Origin of the sequence: Hydrogenimonas sp., from assembly GCF_029932565.1 — a bacterium.
Taxonomy (GTDB): domain Bacteria; phylum Campylobacterota; class Campylobacteria; order Campylobacterales; family Hydrogenimonadaceae; genus Hydrogenimonas.
This window is the reverse complement of record NZ_JAOZPV010000042.1, coordinates 1-15,483: the sequence shown is the minus strand read 5'-3', so window position 1 is coordinate 15,483 and position 15,483 is coordinate 1. Positions and strand designations below refer to the sequence as shown.

Genomic DNA, 15,483 nt, shown 5'->3' with positions numbered 1-15,483 from the left:
TGCCGATCGCCTTGTCGCCCCGCATCCGCTCTTTCGCCTGGTCGATCAACTGGTGGTAGGGCAGAATCAGATGGGCTTTGTCGCTGAGCCAGAGACGCCCTTCAAGATTGTCGAATTGGGCCATCTCTTTCATCAGATTTGCCGGACAGACGACAACCCCGTTGCCGATAATGTTGACGGCGTCGCAGTTGAGAATACCGGATGGGATCAGATGGAGCGCATACTTCCTGCCATTCGTGACGATGGTGTGTCCGGCATTGTGTCCGCCCGCAAAACGGGCGACCACTTCATACTCCTGCGCCATCATATCGACGATTTTCCCTTTTCCTTCGTCGCCCCACTGAAGGCCTACGATCAGGTCGGCTGTGTGCAAATCGGCTTGGTTCATCTATTCTGTCCTTTGCTCCGTGCTTCGATCAGCGCATCGGTATAGAGCGCAAATCCGGCAGCGGATATGTCGTCGTTGATAAAGTGCCCCCCGCTCGCAAGCGGAGTATTCTCTTTGAAACACTGGAAAAAGAGGCCGTCGTAATAACGCATCTTCGCATAATAGAGCGGTGCCAGCACGCACTGGTTGCAACGGCACGCCTTCATCAGATCTTTCATCTTCTCCAGTTCCGGCCTCAGGATCTGGGGGATTTTCGGTATAACCGCATCGAGCTGTTCGATATGCTGCACCCGGGCCAGCTCTCCGAGCCACGGAAGGTCGGTCCCGAGCAGCTTTTCAAGCTGCATCGACGCGAACCATTCGAGCGGAATGCCAAATTCGAAGGAGATGAGTACGGGAATCTGGATGTTGGAAATCTGCAGGATCGGATCGACATCCAGCGCTTCGAAAAGCGACATCGTCACGTCGAGCACATCGGCCAGTTTCCCGTCGAGCCACTCGGCGCCGATCTGATTGATCTCCCGGGTCGGGTAGCGGTAGACCGGCTGGATGTAGAACCACTTTTTCTGCGAGGTCGAACGGCCCAGACGTTTTGTCACGAGCCGCACTGTATCGATCGTGCTGTCGGCCCGCAGCGTCACTTCACGGTTCTGTGTATCGCTGAGCCGCAGCAGCTCTTTCGTATCGCGAATGCTTCGATGCTGATGGTAGGAGAAGAGAGGCGTGACGATCTCTTCGAATCCCTCTCTTTCGAGCAATTCGCTGGCGATGTGCTCGATCGACCGTTTCTCTTTCGCACTTTCCCCGAAATAGAGCCGGCTTCCCGCCGGAATTTCATGCTCGAATATCATGCGTGCTCGTTCGCCGAAAGGGTATTGAAGTAGACTTCGTTGAAGACTTTCGACGCCAGCCCGTCGTAAGGGCGGCGGTCCATCCGGTCATAGGCCCACTCCACCGCGTTGACGACCCATGCGCTTTCATGGAGGGGAATGAGCCCCATCTGGTTAATGCGGAAGAGTTTGCCTTTCAGATGGTCCTGCCCGCCGGCGATGTTGACACCGAATTCGGTCTTCAGGATCGACCGGACCATGTTGGCCTCTTCGTCGTAGACGGCGCTCATCGAGAGGGCCGGCATTTTCGGATAGAGGATGCATCCGATCGCTTCGAGCGCCGCACGGGTCGCCAATGCCCTGGCATGCGTTCTTCTGTAGAAGAGGTCGTATCCCTCCTCTTCGATCATCTCGAGCACCTTGTTGAGGCCGACGATGAGCGTCGTCGGCGCCGTATAGGCCGTCGTGTTTTTCTGCTGCTTTTTGATTTCGCTGGCGAGATTGAGGTAGTAGCCGGTCCCGCCGCCGATCCTCCTGACCGCCGCGTCGCTGAGACCGACCATCGCCATGCCCGGCGGCAGCATCAGCGCCTTCTGGCTGCCGGCGATCAGTGCGTCGATATGGGTCGTGTCGATCGGTTCGACACCGACCGCGGTAATGCCGTCGGCGATCACCATGATCTCCGGGTTGACCGCTTTGATCATCGCCGCGATCTCCTCGACCGGATGGCGCAGGCCGCCGGCGCTTTCACTCACCTGGATACAGAATGCGTCGATATCGGGATCGTCCGCAAGCGCCGCTTTGACATCCTCGATGCTTGCCGGCGTATCCCACCCGTATTTGAGCTCCACGAGTTCGAGGCCGAACGCTTCGACGATCTTGCCGAAACGCTCACCGAATTTTCCGGCGTTGACGGTCAACACTTTTTTGGTACACATATTCGTGACACACGCTTCCATCGCACCGGTCCCGGTGGATGCCAGCATGACACATTCGTCCATGCCGAAGAGCCGCATCAGACGGGTTCGCGCCTCTTTGAAAATCGCTTCGAACTCGGGAGTTCTGTGGTGTATCGTCGGTCCCGACATCGCCATACGGACGGCTTCCGGTACAGGCGTCGGTCCGGGAGTGAAAAGCAGCATTGGCTTACCTTGCAAACGTTATTTTGGGGTGATTATATCAAATGAAAGCTTACTTTCTTTTATTTTTATTGGACCGACGGCTTTCGAGTGCTTCCAGCTCCGTTTTCGAAGCGTTCAGAATGTTTTTGATCATTTCGATACTGACGATACCGCCCTCGATCAACCCTTTTTTGATTCCCTCGAGAATGGTCCCCATCAACTTCGCGGGAGAGATACGCTCCTCTTTGGCAATCCGCCTGATCTCTTCGTAATCCTCTTTCAGAAACTCCAGAATCTCCAGATCGATCTTTACGGAATCTTTGGCGATCTGGGCAATCTGTTTCGCAATCCTATCGCTGAGATTCAAGGGTTTGTCAGCCAACGGCGGGCCTCCTCGACCGATTCGAAAAATTTCGCTTGTCCCGAAATCATCCATCCTGCCATTCCGGTAAAGAGCGCCTCCCACGTTTTATCGCCGACAACCGCCATTTTTTCGATGTCGTCACGCAGTTCGAGTCCGAATTTGAAATCATCCCATGCCGCCTTCGGCGTCCACCCCTCGAACCGGCGCATGTCGATCAGAATATTGAGGCTTCGGGGCGGCAGACCCTTGACCGCATGTTCGATCATCGGGACGAACGTTTCGTAATCTTCGTGGGTCAGTTTCCCAAGCAGAACGAATTCGACGAACACCTTTTCGCCGATGCGGGACAGGTCGATCCGAATGCCGTGGGTATGGATATGCATGAAAGACTCCTTTCGCCAATTATAGCAAAAGGAGCATGGGGAAAGGGGTCAGATTTCCGCTTTCTCCTCATGGTCTTCGGGGTCGAGATATTCGATGTTGGGTATGGCAAACGCCACGATGACGAGCGCGACGCCGTAGATCAGGACGACCGTCGATTCGTATCCCTCGAAAAGTTCGGGAAGCGTCAGAGAACCGTAGTCCGGCCCCATGATCGTTTTGAGCCACGGATAGGCCCATGTAAAGAAGAGGCCGCCGAAAATACCGCCGATGGCGCCCACGAGTACGTCGATCCGTCCCTCGGCCACCGAGATGGGACCGGTGCCCGGGCACTTCCCGAAAATCGCCATCGCAATCCCGAAGAGTATGGCGCCGATCACGATGCCGCCCAGAAGAATCGGCTTGACATGGTAATGGGCGTACCCCGCTTCGATCATGAAGTAGAGCCCGATACTCGCCAGGCCGATCGCGAAGAAGAGAAGTTTGGGAACCGTCATGTCGGTCAGCATCGCGAATCCGGCGATCTTTTCGAACTTGTCGACACGCGACCACTGGATAATGGCACCGAAAACGAAGCCGATAAAGAGGACCGTCAGAATGCCACCGTGTCCTTCGGCACCGACGATCTCGAACATATGGATAAATCGATCGATCATCGTCACTCCCCTTTTTTCTTATAGAAAAGTCGGCCCGTGACGATGACAGTCGCCATCGTTATACCGCCAAAAATCAGGCCGCTGACGGCGATCTGGCTCGCCCCCGAGAGGAAATGTCCGCTCGTGCAGCCGCCGGCGAGACGCGCTCCGATGATCATGACGAAACCGGCCGTGAAGCTCCAGAAAAGACGCGATGCGACCGAATGGTTCTTACGCTCCTTCCAGAGAGCGGGAAGCACACTGAAACGGAAAGTTTTCGTTACAAAAACCGACATGAAAAGGCCACCTAAAAAGGCACCGATCAGCATGACCCCTTCCCATGCACCTGCCGCTTCGATCTCTTTCATATATTCGTACTGTTCCGGATCAAGGCCGAAAATGAGTCCGGCGAAATAGGGCACATAGGTCGATGCGCCGATCGGACGGTCCGCCCCCCATATCGAAAAGGTGAAAAGGATGAGCAGCGCCATCAGGATACCGCCCGTGAACCAGGATATCTTTCGTGGCATACATTTTCCTTCTGAAAAAAATTTGCCGGAATTATAGTGTAAATCAGAAGAATTTATGTCATCAGAAGTTTTAATGAGACTTATTAATAATTTTGAGCTCGAGGTCGAGGGCTGTGCCGAAGGCTTCGAAAACCCGTTTTTTCGCCAGTTCGATCAGTGCCATCGCTTCGTCGAAGGTGCCGCCGCCCAGGTTGACAAGAAAGTTGGCGTGCATGCCGCTCCACGCCATATTGCCGATGCGATGCCCCTTGAGCCCGACCGCCTCGATGAGGCGCCCGGCGTAATCGCCGGGAGGATTTTTGAAGGCGCTTCCGGCACTCGGCTCTTTGGGCTGGTTGCTCCGCAGCTGTAAAAGCTCCGCAGCCAGCTCTGCATCGTACCCTTTTGTGCAAATGAAGGCCGCTTCATAGGCGATACCGGGCAGTTTGGCGTAACGGTATCCGTAGGGTATCTTCTCTTTTCCGAAGACTCCCCGGTCTGTCGTAACCTCAAGGAGTAGATTAAAAGTCTCATGGGCCTTCACGCCCGCATTCATGGCGAGCATGCCGCCCAGCGTTCCGGGCAGTTTGGCGACATACTCGAACCCCCCGATATCGTGGCGCCTGCAAAACGAGAGGATCTTTCCCGTCGGTGTCGCCGCACCTATGATCAACCGTTCACTTTCGATACGGATATAGTCGAAATCCTTTCCGAGCATCATGAGAGGCGGCGGAACCGGGCCGACGAGAAGGTTGTTGGCATGGCCGATCAGGAAGTGCTCTTTCGGCAGGGCATCCCCTTTTTCTATGACGGCGACATCGACGACCGGGCCGATGCGGATACTGGAAAATTTCGAAAAATCGATCCTGCGGGTCGTCAAAAGGCGAAACCCTTGATCATATCGAAAATACGGGTCGTGAAATCGATCATCGTGTTCATCATCCAGGGCATCGTGATGATCATGACGAGCGCCACGACGATGATCTTGGGGATGAAACTGAGCGTCATCTCGTTGATCTGCGTTGTCGCCTGGAAAATACTGATGGCCAGACCGGCGATCAGCCCCGCCAGCAGCATCGGCAGCGAGAGCAGCAGCGCCAGTTTCAGCGTTTCGACCCCGAGGGCGACGAATTGAGCTTCCACCTATAATTCTCCTTCGGAGAAAGTGAAAAGTGAAAAGTGAAAAGTGAAAAATCGAGGAGAGTCGCTACGCTCCTTTTCATTCAAAACAATGGAAGCCGGCGCAGCCGGCATCCCAAATTCTTCACTCTTCACTCTTAATTCTTCATTATTCATTCATGAGTTCCTCTCCTGAATGTATTCGTGCGGAATCATAAAGTCCTCGGCATGAATGGGGCACTCGTAAAAACCGTGCTCGTACCCGATGCGAAAGAGGGTATCGAGTGCTTTAAGCTGCGTCTCGTCCATCGTAACGCTTCTGTCGTTGGCGTAGAGGTCGAGATAGGTGTCGAGCGTGTCGGCGTCGATGCGCACGAGATTGCGTTCCAGCAGCATCTTGGCCAGCACACCGCGGTGGCGGTTGGCGACATCGACCGCTTTGATCAGAGCCTCTTCGATGGCGATCGCCCGTGTCAGAGGGATGGAGCGGCGCAGGGCCATACCTCCCAAAGGCAACGGGAGACCGGGACCCGCAAGCTCTTGCCAGATATCCCATATCTCCCGCTCGACCTCCAGACTTTCATCGAAATCGAGAATGCTTTCGTGGATCAGAACCCCCGCATCCACCTCGCCGTCGAGCACCGCTTTTTCGATATCGAGAAAATTTTTGTAGACGATGCGCGCTTCGGGATAAGCGATGCGAAAGAGCATGGCGTTGGTCGTATGGCGTCCGCTGAGCGCAACCTTGAAATTGGGACGCAACCGTTTGCCCTTCGGCTTGATCAGCTTGGGACCGTACCCTTCCCCAAAGCTGACTGCCGTCCGCAGCAGTGCATAATCGTCACGGATTTTCGGATAGAGCGCAAAACTGATCGCAGTCACATCGTAAGTTCCGGCAATCGCCGCCTCATTGAGCGTCTCGATATCGAGCGCCACATTCTCGAAAGGCACAGGAGTACTTACCCAACCGAATTTGACGGCGTAGTACATGAAAATATCGTCCGCATCCGGAGAATGCGCGATCGTAACGGGATTGGAGGTGATGTGTGCGATGATCGTATCCTTTTTGCCATCCGGCGCGTAGCGCCTCCCTAATGACCAATGACCAATGACCAATGACCATCTTTTTGCCAAATTTTATCGAATTGGTGATAAAATATCCCTAATTTCTTATTTAAAGGGTTTGGATGAACATGGATCCGAATAAACAGAAGGCGCTGGACGTCGCGATCAAACAGATCGACAAGGCATTCGGCAAAGGGGCACTCGTTCGCCTCGGCGACAGAGAGATCGAACCGATTGAAGCGATCAGTACCGGATCGCTGGGACTCGACATGGCGCTCGGTATCGGAGGCGTTCCGCGTGGACGGATTATCGAAATCTACGGTCCGGAGAGTTCGGGCAAAACGACGCTGGCACTGCAGATTATCAGCGAAGCGCAGAAAAACGGAAGCATCTGCGCCTTCATCGACGCGGAACATGCACTCGATGTCCGATACGCGAAAAATCTCGGCGTCGATGTCGAAAATCTGCTTGTCAGCCAGCCCGATTTCGGCGAACAGGCGCTCGATATCGTCGAGACGATCGCACGAAGCGGTGCGGTCGACGTCATCGTCATCGACTCCGTGGCGGCGTTGACACCGAAAGCGGAGATCGAGGGCGATATGGGAGACACCCATGTCGGTCTGCAGGCGCGCCTGATGAGCCAGGCGCTCAGAAAACTGACCGGCATACTGCACAAAATGGAGACAACGGTCATATTTATCAACCAGATTCGTATGAAAATTGGTACAATGGGATACGGGAGTCCTGAAACGACAACCGGCGGCAACGCCCTCAAGTTCTATGCGTCGGTCCGCATCGACGTGCGGCGTATCGCGACGCTGAAACAGGGTGAAAACCAGATCGGAAACCGTGTCAAAGCCAAAGTGGTCAAAAACAAGGTCGCTCCCCCGTTCCGAATCGCCGAATTCGACATCATGTTCGGAGAGGGGATCAGCAAAGAGGGCGAAATCATCGATTACGGCGTCAAACTCGACATCATCGACAAAAGCGGCGCCTGGTTCAGCTACAAAGAGACCAAACTCGGGCAGGGACGGGAAAATGCCAAACAGACACTCAAAGACAACCCGGAACTGGCATGCGAGATCGAAGAGGAGATCAAGCATGCGCTCGGTATCGGCAGTACGATGCTGGAAATGAGCGAAGACGAAATCAAAGCGGCCGGCGAGGAGTAGTTCCTCCGGTTTTACAATTATTCATTACAAAGGAGAACACTATGCTATTTATTGACGATATTCGCGCCGACGAGGTGCTTGACAGCCGCGGCAACCCCACGGTACGCGCAACTGTCCGTCTAAGCGATGGAACGACCGCCGACGCGATCGTTCCAAGCGGTGCGAGCACCGGAAAACGGGAAGCGCTCGAACTGCGAGACGGCGGCGACCGGTATATGGGCAAAGGGGTATTGACGGCATGCGAAAACGTCAACATCAAAATCGCCGACGAATTGATCGGTCTGAGCCCCTACAATCAGAGCGAAATCGACGCGATCATGAAAGAGATCGACGGAACGGACAATTACGGCAATATCGGTGCGAACGCGGTTCTCGGTGTTTCGATGGCGACTGCACGAGCCGCGGCGAAAAGTCTCGATATGCCGCTTTATCGCTACCTCGGTGGCGCCAACGCATTGGTCATGCCGACCCCGATGCTCAACATCATCAACGGCGGCAGCCATGCCGACAACAGTGTCGATTTCCAGGAATATATGATCATGCCGACCGGATTCGACGAGTTTTCCGAAGCGATGCGTGCGAGTGCCGAAGTCTATCACAACCTCAAAAAAATCCTGCACGACATGGGCCATAGTACGGCACTTGGCGACGAAGGCGGTTTCGCACCGAATCTCAGCAACAACGAAGAGCCGATTCAGGTCATCATGCAGGCGATCGAAAAAGCCGGCTACAAGCCGGGCGAGCAGATCGCGATCGCACTCGATGTCGCGAGCAGCGAACTGGTGGCCGAAGGCGGCTATCGTCTCGACAGCGAAAACCGCACAGTCAGCAGCGAAGAGCTGATCGAATATTACGAGCAACTGATCGGAAAATACCCGATCGTCAGCATCGAGGACGGCCTGAGCGAAGATGACTGGGACGGATGGAAAATTCTGACGGAAAAACTCGGCTGCAACGTTCAACTCGTCGGCGACGACCTCTTCGTCACCAACGTCTCGATTCTGGCGGAAGGTATCGACAAAGGGATCGCCAACTCCATTCTGATCAAGCCCAATCAGATCGGCTCGGTATCCGAAACGATGCAGACCGTCCGTCTGGCCCAGCGCAACGGCTATACCTGCGTCATGAGCCACCGAAGCGGCGAGAGCGAAGATCCGTTCATCGCCGATTTCGCTGTCGCACTGAATACCGGCCAGATAAAAACCGGTTCCACTGCACGCTCGGAACGTATTGCGAAATATAACCGGCTTTTCGCCATCGAACGCGAACTCGGCTATATTGAATACCTCGGCAAGGAACTCTTCCATTAATGCCTGAAATCGAGGTGGCACCGACCGAAAAACATCGGTCGTTTGCCCTTTTCGGCATCCCGCTGCAGCGCATCGTCGTTGCGCTGCTGGCGGTGGTCGCCCTGGGAATCTATGCCGGCGTGTTGCTCTTCGGGCCCAATTCGCTGACCGTATTGCTCGGACTCGAAGAGCAGCGCACCACATACGAACGCCATATCAAAATTCTGAAAACCCAGAATGCCGCGTTACAGAAAGAGTACTTCGAATTGAAACAACTGGAGCCGGAACCATGAGATTTATCCTTCTATTCTGTCTGAGCCTGCTGTTTCTTGCAGCCCGGGAAAACCCTTTCAAACCGATCATCGACAACACTGTGCTTCCGGTCACTTCCAACAAGATCGAAAAGGCACCGCCTTTCCGGAAAGTCACGGTCCAGCTTCCGGTCGATGCAAGAGTATTGACCTCCGTCGCCATCTACTACCAGTCCCTCGACGGGTCGATAAAAAAAGAGATCGTTGCCATCGACCGATCTGTCGACTGGCACAATCCGATTGTGATCACCCAGGCGGAAACCGAAAAGAGCAGAAAGACGAAATCTCCCAAACAAGCCGTTTCCAAAACTGAATCTTCTGTTTCGAAAAAATCGCACAAAAAGCCCTCAGCCGGCAAAAAACCGCACAGAGCTAAAGAGAAACAATCCGTTGCAGCTTCTTCAAAAACGGTCGAATATTCGCCTCTTCCATTCGTCTCCCTCAAATTCGAGAAACATTCCATCCGCATTGTTACCGGTGATGAAAAAATACGAGCGTTCCATTTGACCAATCCCTTCAAGGTGGCGGTCGATTTTCGCAGAAAAGCCGCATTTTTGACCAAGCACCGAACGCTCGAAACACCCCCTTTCAAGGCAGTCGACATCGGCAACCACAAAGGGTATTACCGCGTGGTCATCACCTTCGATGCTCCCTACCGCTACACCATCTCCAAAATCGCCGATGGCTACATCATCAGCCTGCGCTGACAACATCGTACTGATCGGATTCATGGGTGCCGGCAAGAGCAGTGTCGGACGCGAGCTCGCCAGGCGGACGGGGCGTTTTTTCCTCGATGCCGATGCCCTCATCGAAACGGCCCAGGGGGAAGCGATCCACGCGATTTTCGACGAGAGGGGAGAGGAGTATTTTCGGGAGCTCGAGCGTGAAAGCGCCCGCTGGATGGCCGAATGTGTACGGGGCAGCATCATCTCCACAGGCGGCGGCATGCCGACGGTCGTCGAGCGGCTGCGCGACATCGGCACCGTCGTTTACCTGCAGCTTCCCTTTGAGAAAATTCTACGGCGTATCTCTGCAGACGAACGGTCGAAACGCCCCCTTTTCCACAATGCAGCAGAAACGAAACGGCTCTATGCCGAGCGGCAATCGATCTACGAAAAACAGGCGCACATCACCATCGATGCCGATCGCCCTGTCGAAGCCATTGTCGAAGAGATCATCCAAAAACTCTCGGCCAGCTGAAAACTAAAAGCGGACATACATCAGCCCGATTTTAAAGTAAACAGCGATCCCTTTACGTTTCACGCTTCACGGTTTTCCCCGTTCAGCTTGCACCCATCTTTCGAACGGCTTTTCGCCAGCAGTTTGATGCTCAGCATCGAGACAATCACTTCGATGATACTCGCCAGAATGAACGCTTCGTAGTGAAACTCGTCGATGCTTTTTGCATAAAATGCCAATGTCGCGACGGCGATGAGAAGCGTCAGCGGCATCGCATGGGAAAGTCCGATCAGCATCGCATCCTTGAATCCACAGAACCGGACAAACGCAAACGACGCAAGCAGCCGCACGAATATCATGATGGCTGCAATAATGAATGAAAAGAGGATGAGCCCCTCTTTCTGCAGTGCCGCGAACGGAAGCGAACTGCCGACATAGATGAAAAAGATCGGAATCAGAAAACCGAACCCGAAACTCGAAAGCTTTGTCTCGAGGTCCTCTTTATGGGAGAAAAAGGTCGCGATGAAGACACCGGCGATAAACGCTCCGAATGCCAGTTCAAGTCCAAGATAGAGCATAATCGCCAGCATGATGAAAAGCGTCGCCATACTCAAACGGATATCCTGCTCTTTCGTATCGAAATAGGGCATCATGACATTGCGGATCTCTGGGTACCACCAGAAAAGAAGGTGCAGCAGGTAGTAGAGCAGGACCATCGAAGCGATGAACATCGCCAGCACCGATATCTTGAAAAAGAAGTCCAACCCAAGACCGTAATGGATGCCGGCACTCGCAAGGGTCAGAACGATGATACTGATCAGCTCCCCCAGAATACCCACTGTGATCGAAAGTTTTATCCACGGTGTCTCCTTGCCGTACTCCTTCGACAGTGTGGCGATAAGGCCGACGGAGATGAGCGGAAAAATGACCATGAAGACGAAACTCATGCCGAGTTGATAGGCGATGAGAATGGAGAGGGCGTAGAGAATTCCGAGATAGACGAATCCGGTTTTGAGTATTCTGATATCGGTTCTCAGCAGTTTTTTGACATTGACCTCCAAGCCGGCGACAAACATCAGATAGAGAAACCCGAACTCCGCCACCAGTTCGAAAATGTGGTTCGTCTCCGCTCCGAAGAGGCCGATGCCCCCGGCCATCGAACCCAGAATGATTTCGACCGGTGTCGTCGGAAGCTTTACCAGTTTCGCGATAAAAGGGGCCACCCATATCAACAGCGAAATGGTGACGATCATCAGGACTTCGTTGCTCATTTCTCGTCTTTGCAGCTTTTTGCGATTTCATAGCCATATTTTTTCAACATGGCATGGTCACGCATCGGATCGTTGCCCCGTGTCGTCAGATAGTTGCCGATGACGATCGCGTTGGCACCCGCCTCGAAGATTCTGTAATCCTCTTCGCCAAAGGTGATCTCCCTGCCGCCGGCGACCATGATGCGACGATCCGGTCCCAGGATTCCGCGGGCGATGCGCACCATCTCCAGTGCCTCCTCTATCGGCAGCGTTCTGCCTTCGAGCGGCAACGCGGCGTTGGGATGGAAAAAGTTGATCGGCGCCGATTCGGGATCGAGCGAACGAATCGACTCGAGCAACGATATGCGATCCTCCATTGTTTCCCCCAGGCCAAAGATGCCGCCGGTACAGAGCTTGAGCCCCGCCGTCTTGATGTTTTCACACGTTTCGTACCGCTCCCGCCAACCGTGTGTCGTACAGATAGCCGGGTAGAACGATTCGGACGTTTCGAGGTTGTGGTTGTAGCTGTCGATGCCATGATCTTTCAGAATCCGAAGCTGCTCCATACTTGCTGTTCCGTTGCAGGCAATCAGATTGAGATCTTCGACCTCTTTTTTCACCGCTTCGGCCGCCTCGCAGACGAAACGGAGTGTTTTTTCGTCGATGCCTTTGCCGGCGGTCACGAGGCAGAAACCGATCGCCTGCCGCTCTCGGGCCGCTTTGGCCTCTTCGACGATCGTTTCGATGGGCTTGTGGTAGAAGCGTTCGATCGTCGCACCATGCCTCACACTCTGGGTGCAGAACTTGCAATCCTCGACACAGTGGCCGCTGGAGATATTGCTGATGGCGCAGAGAAAGACTTTTTCAGACATCTTCGGCAACTCTTTCGCACACTTTTTTGTTATAGTGCCACGTCGTTTCTTTGATGCCTCTTTGGCAATGGATGATCTCCCATGCACCGTCCTGAATATTCAGAAGAACCGCTTCGCTGACCGGCTTGTTTCTGGCGCACACTTCTCCGGGGTTGAGAAAAAGCTCTCCAGTCGTTCGACACTCGACTGAAAACTTGTGGGTGTGCCCGAAGATGATCAGATCGGTATCGGGGCTCAGAAACCAGGGGTGGTGCATCAGCTTGACACGCAGACTGTCGATCTCGAAGTAGTGCGGTTCCCTGTAAAGGTTGTAGCGGTCTGTCAGATGGACGAGTTTGCGATCGTTGTTGCCCAGCACTGCAATGTAAGGCAACTTCGTCGCTTCCATGTACGCCAACGTCTCCTCTTTTCCGATGTCGCCGGCATGGATTAGAAATTCCGCACCGTTCTCAATCAACATGTCGATGGCACGGCGGGCACGCCCCGCCTTTTTGTGGGTATCGGAGAGTATTCCCAGTTTCATTGGGCATCCTCTCGAATGGAGAATGAAGAATGGAGAATGAAGCGTTTCGGATGCCGGCTTCGCAGGCGTTCATTCATAACAATAAAAGGAAGCGAAGCGACCATCCCTAACTTTTCACTTTTCGTTTTTCACTTTTCACTCGAAGACGCGTCTTCGCGATGCTTGCACTTGATGCACTCGTACACCTCTTTGCCGCGGTATGTCCGTTTGGCCATCAGATAGCCGCACTCCGGACATTTTCTGTCGACCGGTTCGAATTTGCTGACGAAGGTACACTTCGGGTAGTTGCTGCAGCCGTAGAATTTGCCTCGCCGGGAGGTGCGCTCGAGAATTTCACCGCCGCACTCTGGACATTTGACTTCCAGTGCTTTGGGTTTCTCCAACGGGCGGGTATTTTTGCATTTGGGATAGGCGCTGCAGGCCAGGAATGGGCCCCGTCGTCCTGTTTTGACGACCATCGGCGCACCGCACTTGTCGCACACCTCGTCGGTCGTCTGCGGTTTGGGTTTCTCTTCGCCCTCTTTTTCGATCGCCTCGGTATATTTGCACTTGGGGTAGTTGCTGCACGCGATGAACTCGCCGAAACGGCCGCTTCGAAGCAGCAGTTCGCTGCCACACTCGGGACATTCACGTCCGATGGGCTCCGCTTTCTTGAGACTCTTGATCTCCTTCTTGCCCTGATCCACCTTTTCGATAAACGGCTTGTAGAAATCGAGCAGCAGTTTCTGCCAGTCGACTTTTCTCTCCGCCACTTCGTCGAGTTTCTCTTCCATCTCCGCCGTGAAGTTGGAATCGACGATTTCCGGGAAATGCTTCTCCAGAATTTCGATGACGGTAAAGGCGATCGGTGTCGGAACGAGCTGACGCTTCTCGATTTTTAGGTACTCCCGTGATACCAGCAGGGAGATGGTCGGTGCATAGGTACTCGGACGCCCGATACCCAGGCTTTCGAGTCTCTTGATGAGGCTCGCTTCGGTATAGCGCGGCGGCGGTTCCGTGAAGTGCTGGTTCGCCGTCAGTTTCTCCAGCGGCACCTCTTCACCCTCTTTCAGTTCCGGCAGCAACCTGTCTCTCTCGTCGTATCCCATGACACGGTAGAAGCCGTCGAAAATCAATTTGCGGCCCGTCGCTTTGAAGATGCCATGTTCGCCGGCGAAGAGAATCGTCTGGGATTCCAGAATCGCGTCGGCCATCTGGCTGGCGAGAAAACGGTTGTAGATGAGCCGGTAGAGTTTCAGTTCGTCGGACGCCAGGTACTTCGCCGCGATATCGGGCGTAAAGTCGAGCCGTGTCGGGCGGATCGCCTCGTGCGCCTCCTGCGCCCCTTTCGACTTCGAACTGTAGAATTTCGGCTTGGGCGGCAGATACTTCTCGCCGTAGGTCTTTAAAATCGTCTCCCGTGCCGCGTCGCGTGCCTCTTTGGCGATGTTGAGCGAGTCGGTACGCATGTAGGTGATGACACCCATCTGCCCCTTGTCGGTCTTGACCCCTTCGTAGAGCTTCTGGGCAATCATCATCGTCTTTTTCGGCGAAAAACTCAGACGGCCGGAGGCGCTCTGCTGGAGTGTCGACGTCATGAACGGCGGCGGCGTAGAGCTTTTGCGCTGTTTCTTCTCGATACTCTTGACCCGGTAGGCATCGTTTTTGAGCAAAGCTTCCATATGGTGGGCTTCGTCTCCCGTCTTGATCGTCATCTTTTCGATCTTTTTGCCTTCGAATTCCACAAGCCCCGCTTCGATCTCCGGTCTGAAGAGGGCATCGATGCTCCAATACTCGACCGGCTTGAAAGCCTGGATCTCCCGTTCACGGTCGACGACGATCTTCAGTGCCGCCGACTGCACGCGCCCTGCGCTCAGACCCTTCTGGATCTTGGAGGCCAGCAGGGGCGAGAGTTTGTAGCCGACAATGCGGTCGAGCAGACGGCGCGCCTGCTGGGCGTTGACCTGGTCCATGTCGATCGTGCGCGGGTTCTCCAGCGCATGCCGGATGGCGCTTTTGGTGATTTCATGAAAGACGATACGCGGCAGCTCCTCGGGATCTTTCCCGATCGCCTTGGCGATATGGTAGCCTATGGCCTCCCCTTCACGATCCTCGTCCGTCGCGATATAGACCTGCTCGCTCTTCTGTGCCAGATCCTTGATCTGCTTGACGATGGCGCTGTGCTCCTTGTCGACCCTGTACTGCGGTTCGAACCGGTCATCCTCGATTTTGATACCGAAACTGTGCTTGGGCAGATCGCGAATATGACCCTTCGACGCGACCACTTCATAATCTTTCCCCAGAAAATTCTTGATGGTACGTGCTTTCGCGGGTGATTCGACGATGATGAGATTTTTCAATGTTACTTCCTATATAATGTATGCAGACAAATAGTTCGATGGCTGCAATTCTAACATAAAGCCATCTTAAACTCTTTTAAGAATCGGCCGATATAAAAGCAGATAAGCCACACAAAGGATTGTACTATGGCAAATT

20 protein-coding genes are annotated in these 15,483 nt (G+C 54.1%); 5 read left to right on the top strand and 15 right to left on the bottom strand.

Going from position 1 to position 15,483, the window contains the following annotated elements; genetic code table 11:
* The 11 genes from Q1K24_RS06275 to Q1K24_RS06225 form a co-directional block, all read right to left on the bottom strand.
* Nucleotides 1-373, bottom strand: a 373-nt coding sequence (locus tag Q1K24_RS06275) for an adenylosuccinate synthetase (protein ID WP_300367604.1), incomplete at its 3' end; no start/stop codon positions are given.
* Nucleotides 374-384: 11 nt separating this feature from the next.
* On the bottom strand, nt 385-1,239 hold the full coding sequence (locus Q1K24_RS06270) for an ATP phosphoribosyltransferase regulatory subunit (RefSeq protein ID WP_300367598.1): 855 nt from the start codon (nt 1,237-1,239) through the stop codon (nt 385-387).
* Nucleotides 1,236-2,360, bottom strand: coding sequence for an alanine--glyoxylate aminotransferase family protein (locus tag Q1K24_RS06265; RefSeq protein ID WP_300367595.1), 1,125 nt, complete (start codon nt 2,358-2,360; stop codon nt 1,236-1,238). The genes Q1K24_RS06270 and Q1K24_RS06265 overlap by 4 nt, the downstream gene beginning before the upstream one ends.
* A 49-nt stretch (nt 2,361-2,409) precedes the next feature.
* Nucleotides 2,410-2,721 (bottom strand): hypothetical protein, encoded by a 312-nt coding sequence (locus Q1K24_RS06260; protein WP_300367592.1) that lies wholly within the window; start codon nt 2,719-2,721, stop codon nt 2,410-2,412.
* Nucleotides 2,703-3,086 (bottom strand): STAS/SEC14 domain-containing protein, encoded by a 384-nt coding sequence (locus Q1K24_RS06255; protein ID WP_300367590.1) that lies wholly within the window; start codon nt 3,084-3,086, stop codon nt 2,703-2,705. Before Q1K24_RS06255 ends, Q1K24_RS06260 begins: the two co-directional genes overlap by 19 nt.
* 48 nt (nt 3,087-3,134) lie before the next feature.
* Nucleotides 3,135-3,740 (bottom strand): YeeE/YedE thiosulfate transporter family protein, encoded by a 606-nt coding sequence (locus Q1K24_RS06250; protein ID WP_300367585.1) that lies wholly within the window; start codon nt 3,738-3,740, stop codon nt 3,135-3,137.
* A 2-nt stretch (nt 3,741-3,742) separates the two neighbouring features.
* Nucleotides 3,743-4,249, bottom strand: coding sequence for a YeeE/YedE thiosulfate transporter family protein (locus Q1K24_RS06245; protein WP_300367582.1), 507 nt, complete (start codon nt 4,247-4,249; stop codon nt 3,743-3,745).
* A 70-nt stretch (nt 4,250-4,319) separates the two neighbouring features.
* On the bottom strand, nt 4,320-5,108 hold the full coding sequence (locus Q1K24_RS06240) for a UDP-N-acetylmuramate dehydrogenase (protein ID WP_300367579.1): 789 nt from the start codon (nt 5,106-5,108) through the stop codon (nt 4,320-4,322).
* Nucleotides 5,105-5,371, bottom strand: a complete 267-nt coding sequence (fliQ, locus tag Q1K24_RS06235; RefSeq protein WP_300367576.1) for a flagellar biosynthesis protein FliQ — start codon at nt 5,369-5,371, stop codon at nt 5,105-5,107. The genes Q1K24_RS06240 and fliQ overlap by 4 nt, the downstream gene beginning before the upstream one ends.
* Complete coding sequence (locus Q1K24_RS06230; protein WP_300367573.1) at nt 5,372-5,524, bottom strand: hypothetical protein; 153 nt, start codon at nt 5,522-5,524, stop codon at nt 5,372-5,374.
* On the bottom strand, nt 5,525-6,391 hold the full coding sequence (locus tag Q1K24_RS06225; protein WP_300367601.1) for an MqnA/MqnD/SBP family protein: 867 nt from the start codon (nt 6,389-6,391) through the stop codon (nt 5,525-5,527). It abuts the gene before it with no gap.
* A 143-nt stretch (nt 6,392-6,534) separates the two neighbouring features.
* Here Q1K24_RS06225 and recA point away from each other — a divergent pair, with 143 nt between their 5' ends.
* From recA to Q1K24_RS06200, 5 genes are read left to right on the top strand one after another with little or no spacing between them, the layout of a single operon-like run.
* The gene (gene recA, locus Q1K24_RS06220) at nt 6,535-7,584 is read left to right on the top strand and encodes a recombinase RecA (RefSeq protein WP_300367570.1); all 1,050 of its coding nucleotides are present in this window, start codon (nt 6,535-6,537) and stop codon (nt 7,582-7,584) included.
* Between the two features lie 41 nt (nt 7,585-7,625).
* Nucleotides 7,626-8,894, top strand: coding sequence for a phosphopyruvate hydratase (gene eno / locus Q1K24_RS06215; RefSeq protein WP_300367567.1), 1,269 nt, complete (start codon nt 7,626-7,628; stop codon nt 8,892-8,894).
* Entirely contained in the window at nt 8,894-9,166 is a 273-nt protein-coding gene (locus Q1K24_RS06210; RefSeq protein ID WP_300367564.1) for a hypothetical protein, read from the top strand. Before eno ends, Q1K24_RS06210 begins: the two co-directional genes overlap by 1 nt.
* Nucleotides 9,163-9,891 carry an AMIN domain-containing protein gene (locus tag Q1K24_RS06205; RefSeq protein ID WP_300367561.1) on the top strand — a complete coding sequence of 243 codons (729 nt, stop codon included), beginning with the start codon at nt 9,163-9,165 and terminating at the stop codon, nt 9,889-9,891. Before Q1K24_RS06210 ends, Q1K24_RS06205 begins: the two co-directional genes overlap by 4 nt.
* Nucleotides 9,866-10,384, top strand: a complete 519-nt coding sequence (locus Q1K24_RS06200) for a shikimate kinase (protein WP_300367558.1) — start codon at nt 9,866-9,868, stop codon at nt 10,382-10,384. Before Q1K24_RS06205 ends, Q1K24_RS06200 begins: the two co-directional genes overlap by 26 nt.
* Before the next feature lie 59 nt (nt 10,385-10,443).
* Here the strand turns inward: Q1K24_RS06200 and Q1K24_RS06195 are convergent, their stop codons facing one another.
* The 4 genes from Q1K24_RS06195 to topA all read right to left on the bottom strand — a co-directional run bounded on the left by Q1K24_RS06195 (nt 10,444) and on the right by topA (nt 15,347).
* Nucleotides 10,444-11,634: a cation:proton antiporter gene (locus Q1K24_RS06195; protein WP_300367555.1), complete on the bottom strand. Its 1,191-nt coding sequence runs from the start codon at nt 11,632-11,634 to the stop codon at nt 10,444-10,446.
* Nucleotides 11,631-12,485, bottom strand: coding sequence for a biotin synthase (locus Q1K24_RS06190; RefSeq protein ID WP_300367552.1), 855 nt, complete (start codon nt 12,483-12,485; stop codon nt 11,631-11,633). Before Q1K24_RS06190 ends, Q1K24_RS06195 begins: the two co-directional genes overlap by 4 nt.
* Complete coding sequence (locus Q1K24_RS06185) at nt 12,478-13,008, bottom strand: metallophosphoesterase (RefSeq protein WP_300367549.1); 531 nt, start codon at nt 13,006-13,008, stop codon at nt 12,478-12,480. Before Q1K24_RS06185 ends, Q1K24_RS06190 begins: the two co-directional genes overlap by 8 nt.
* A gap of 128 nt (nt 13,009-13,136) precedes the next feature.
* Nucleotides 13,137-15,347, bottom strand: coding sequence for a type I DNA topoisomerase (gene topA, locus Q1K24_RS06180; RefSeq protein ID WP_300367546.1), 2,211 nt, complete (start codon nt 15,345-15,347; stop codon nt 13,137-13,139).
* Nucleotides 15,348-15,483: the final 136 nt, after the last annotated feature.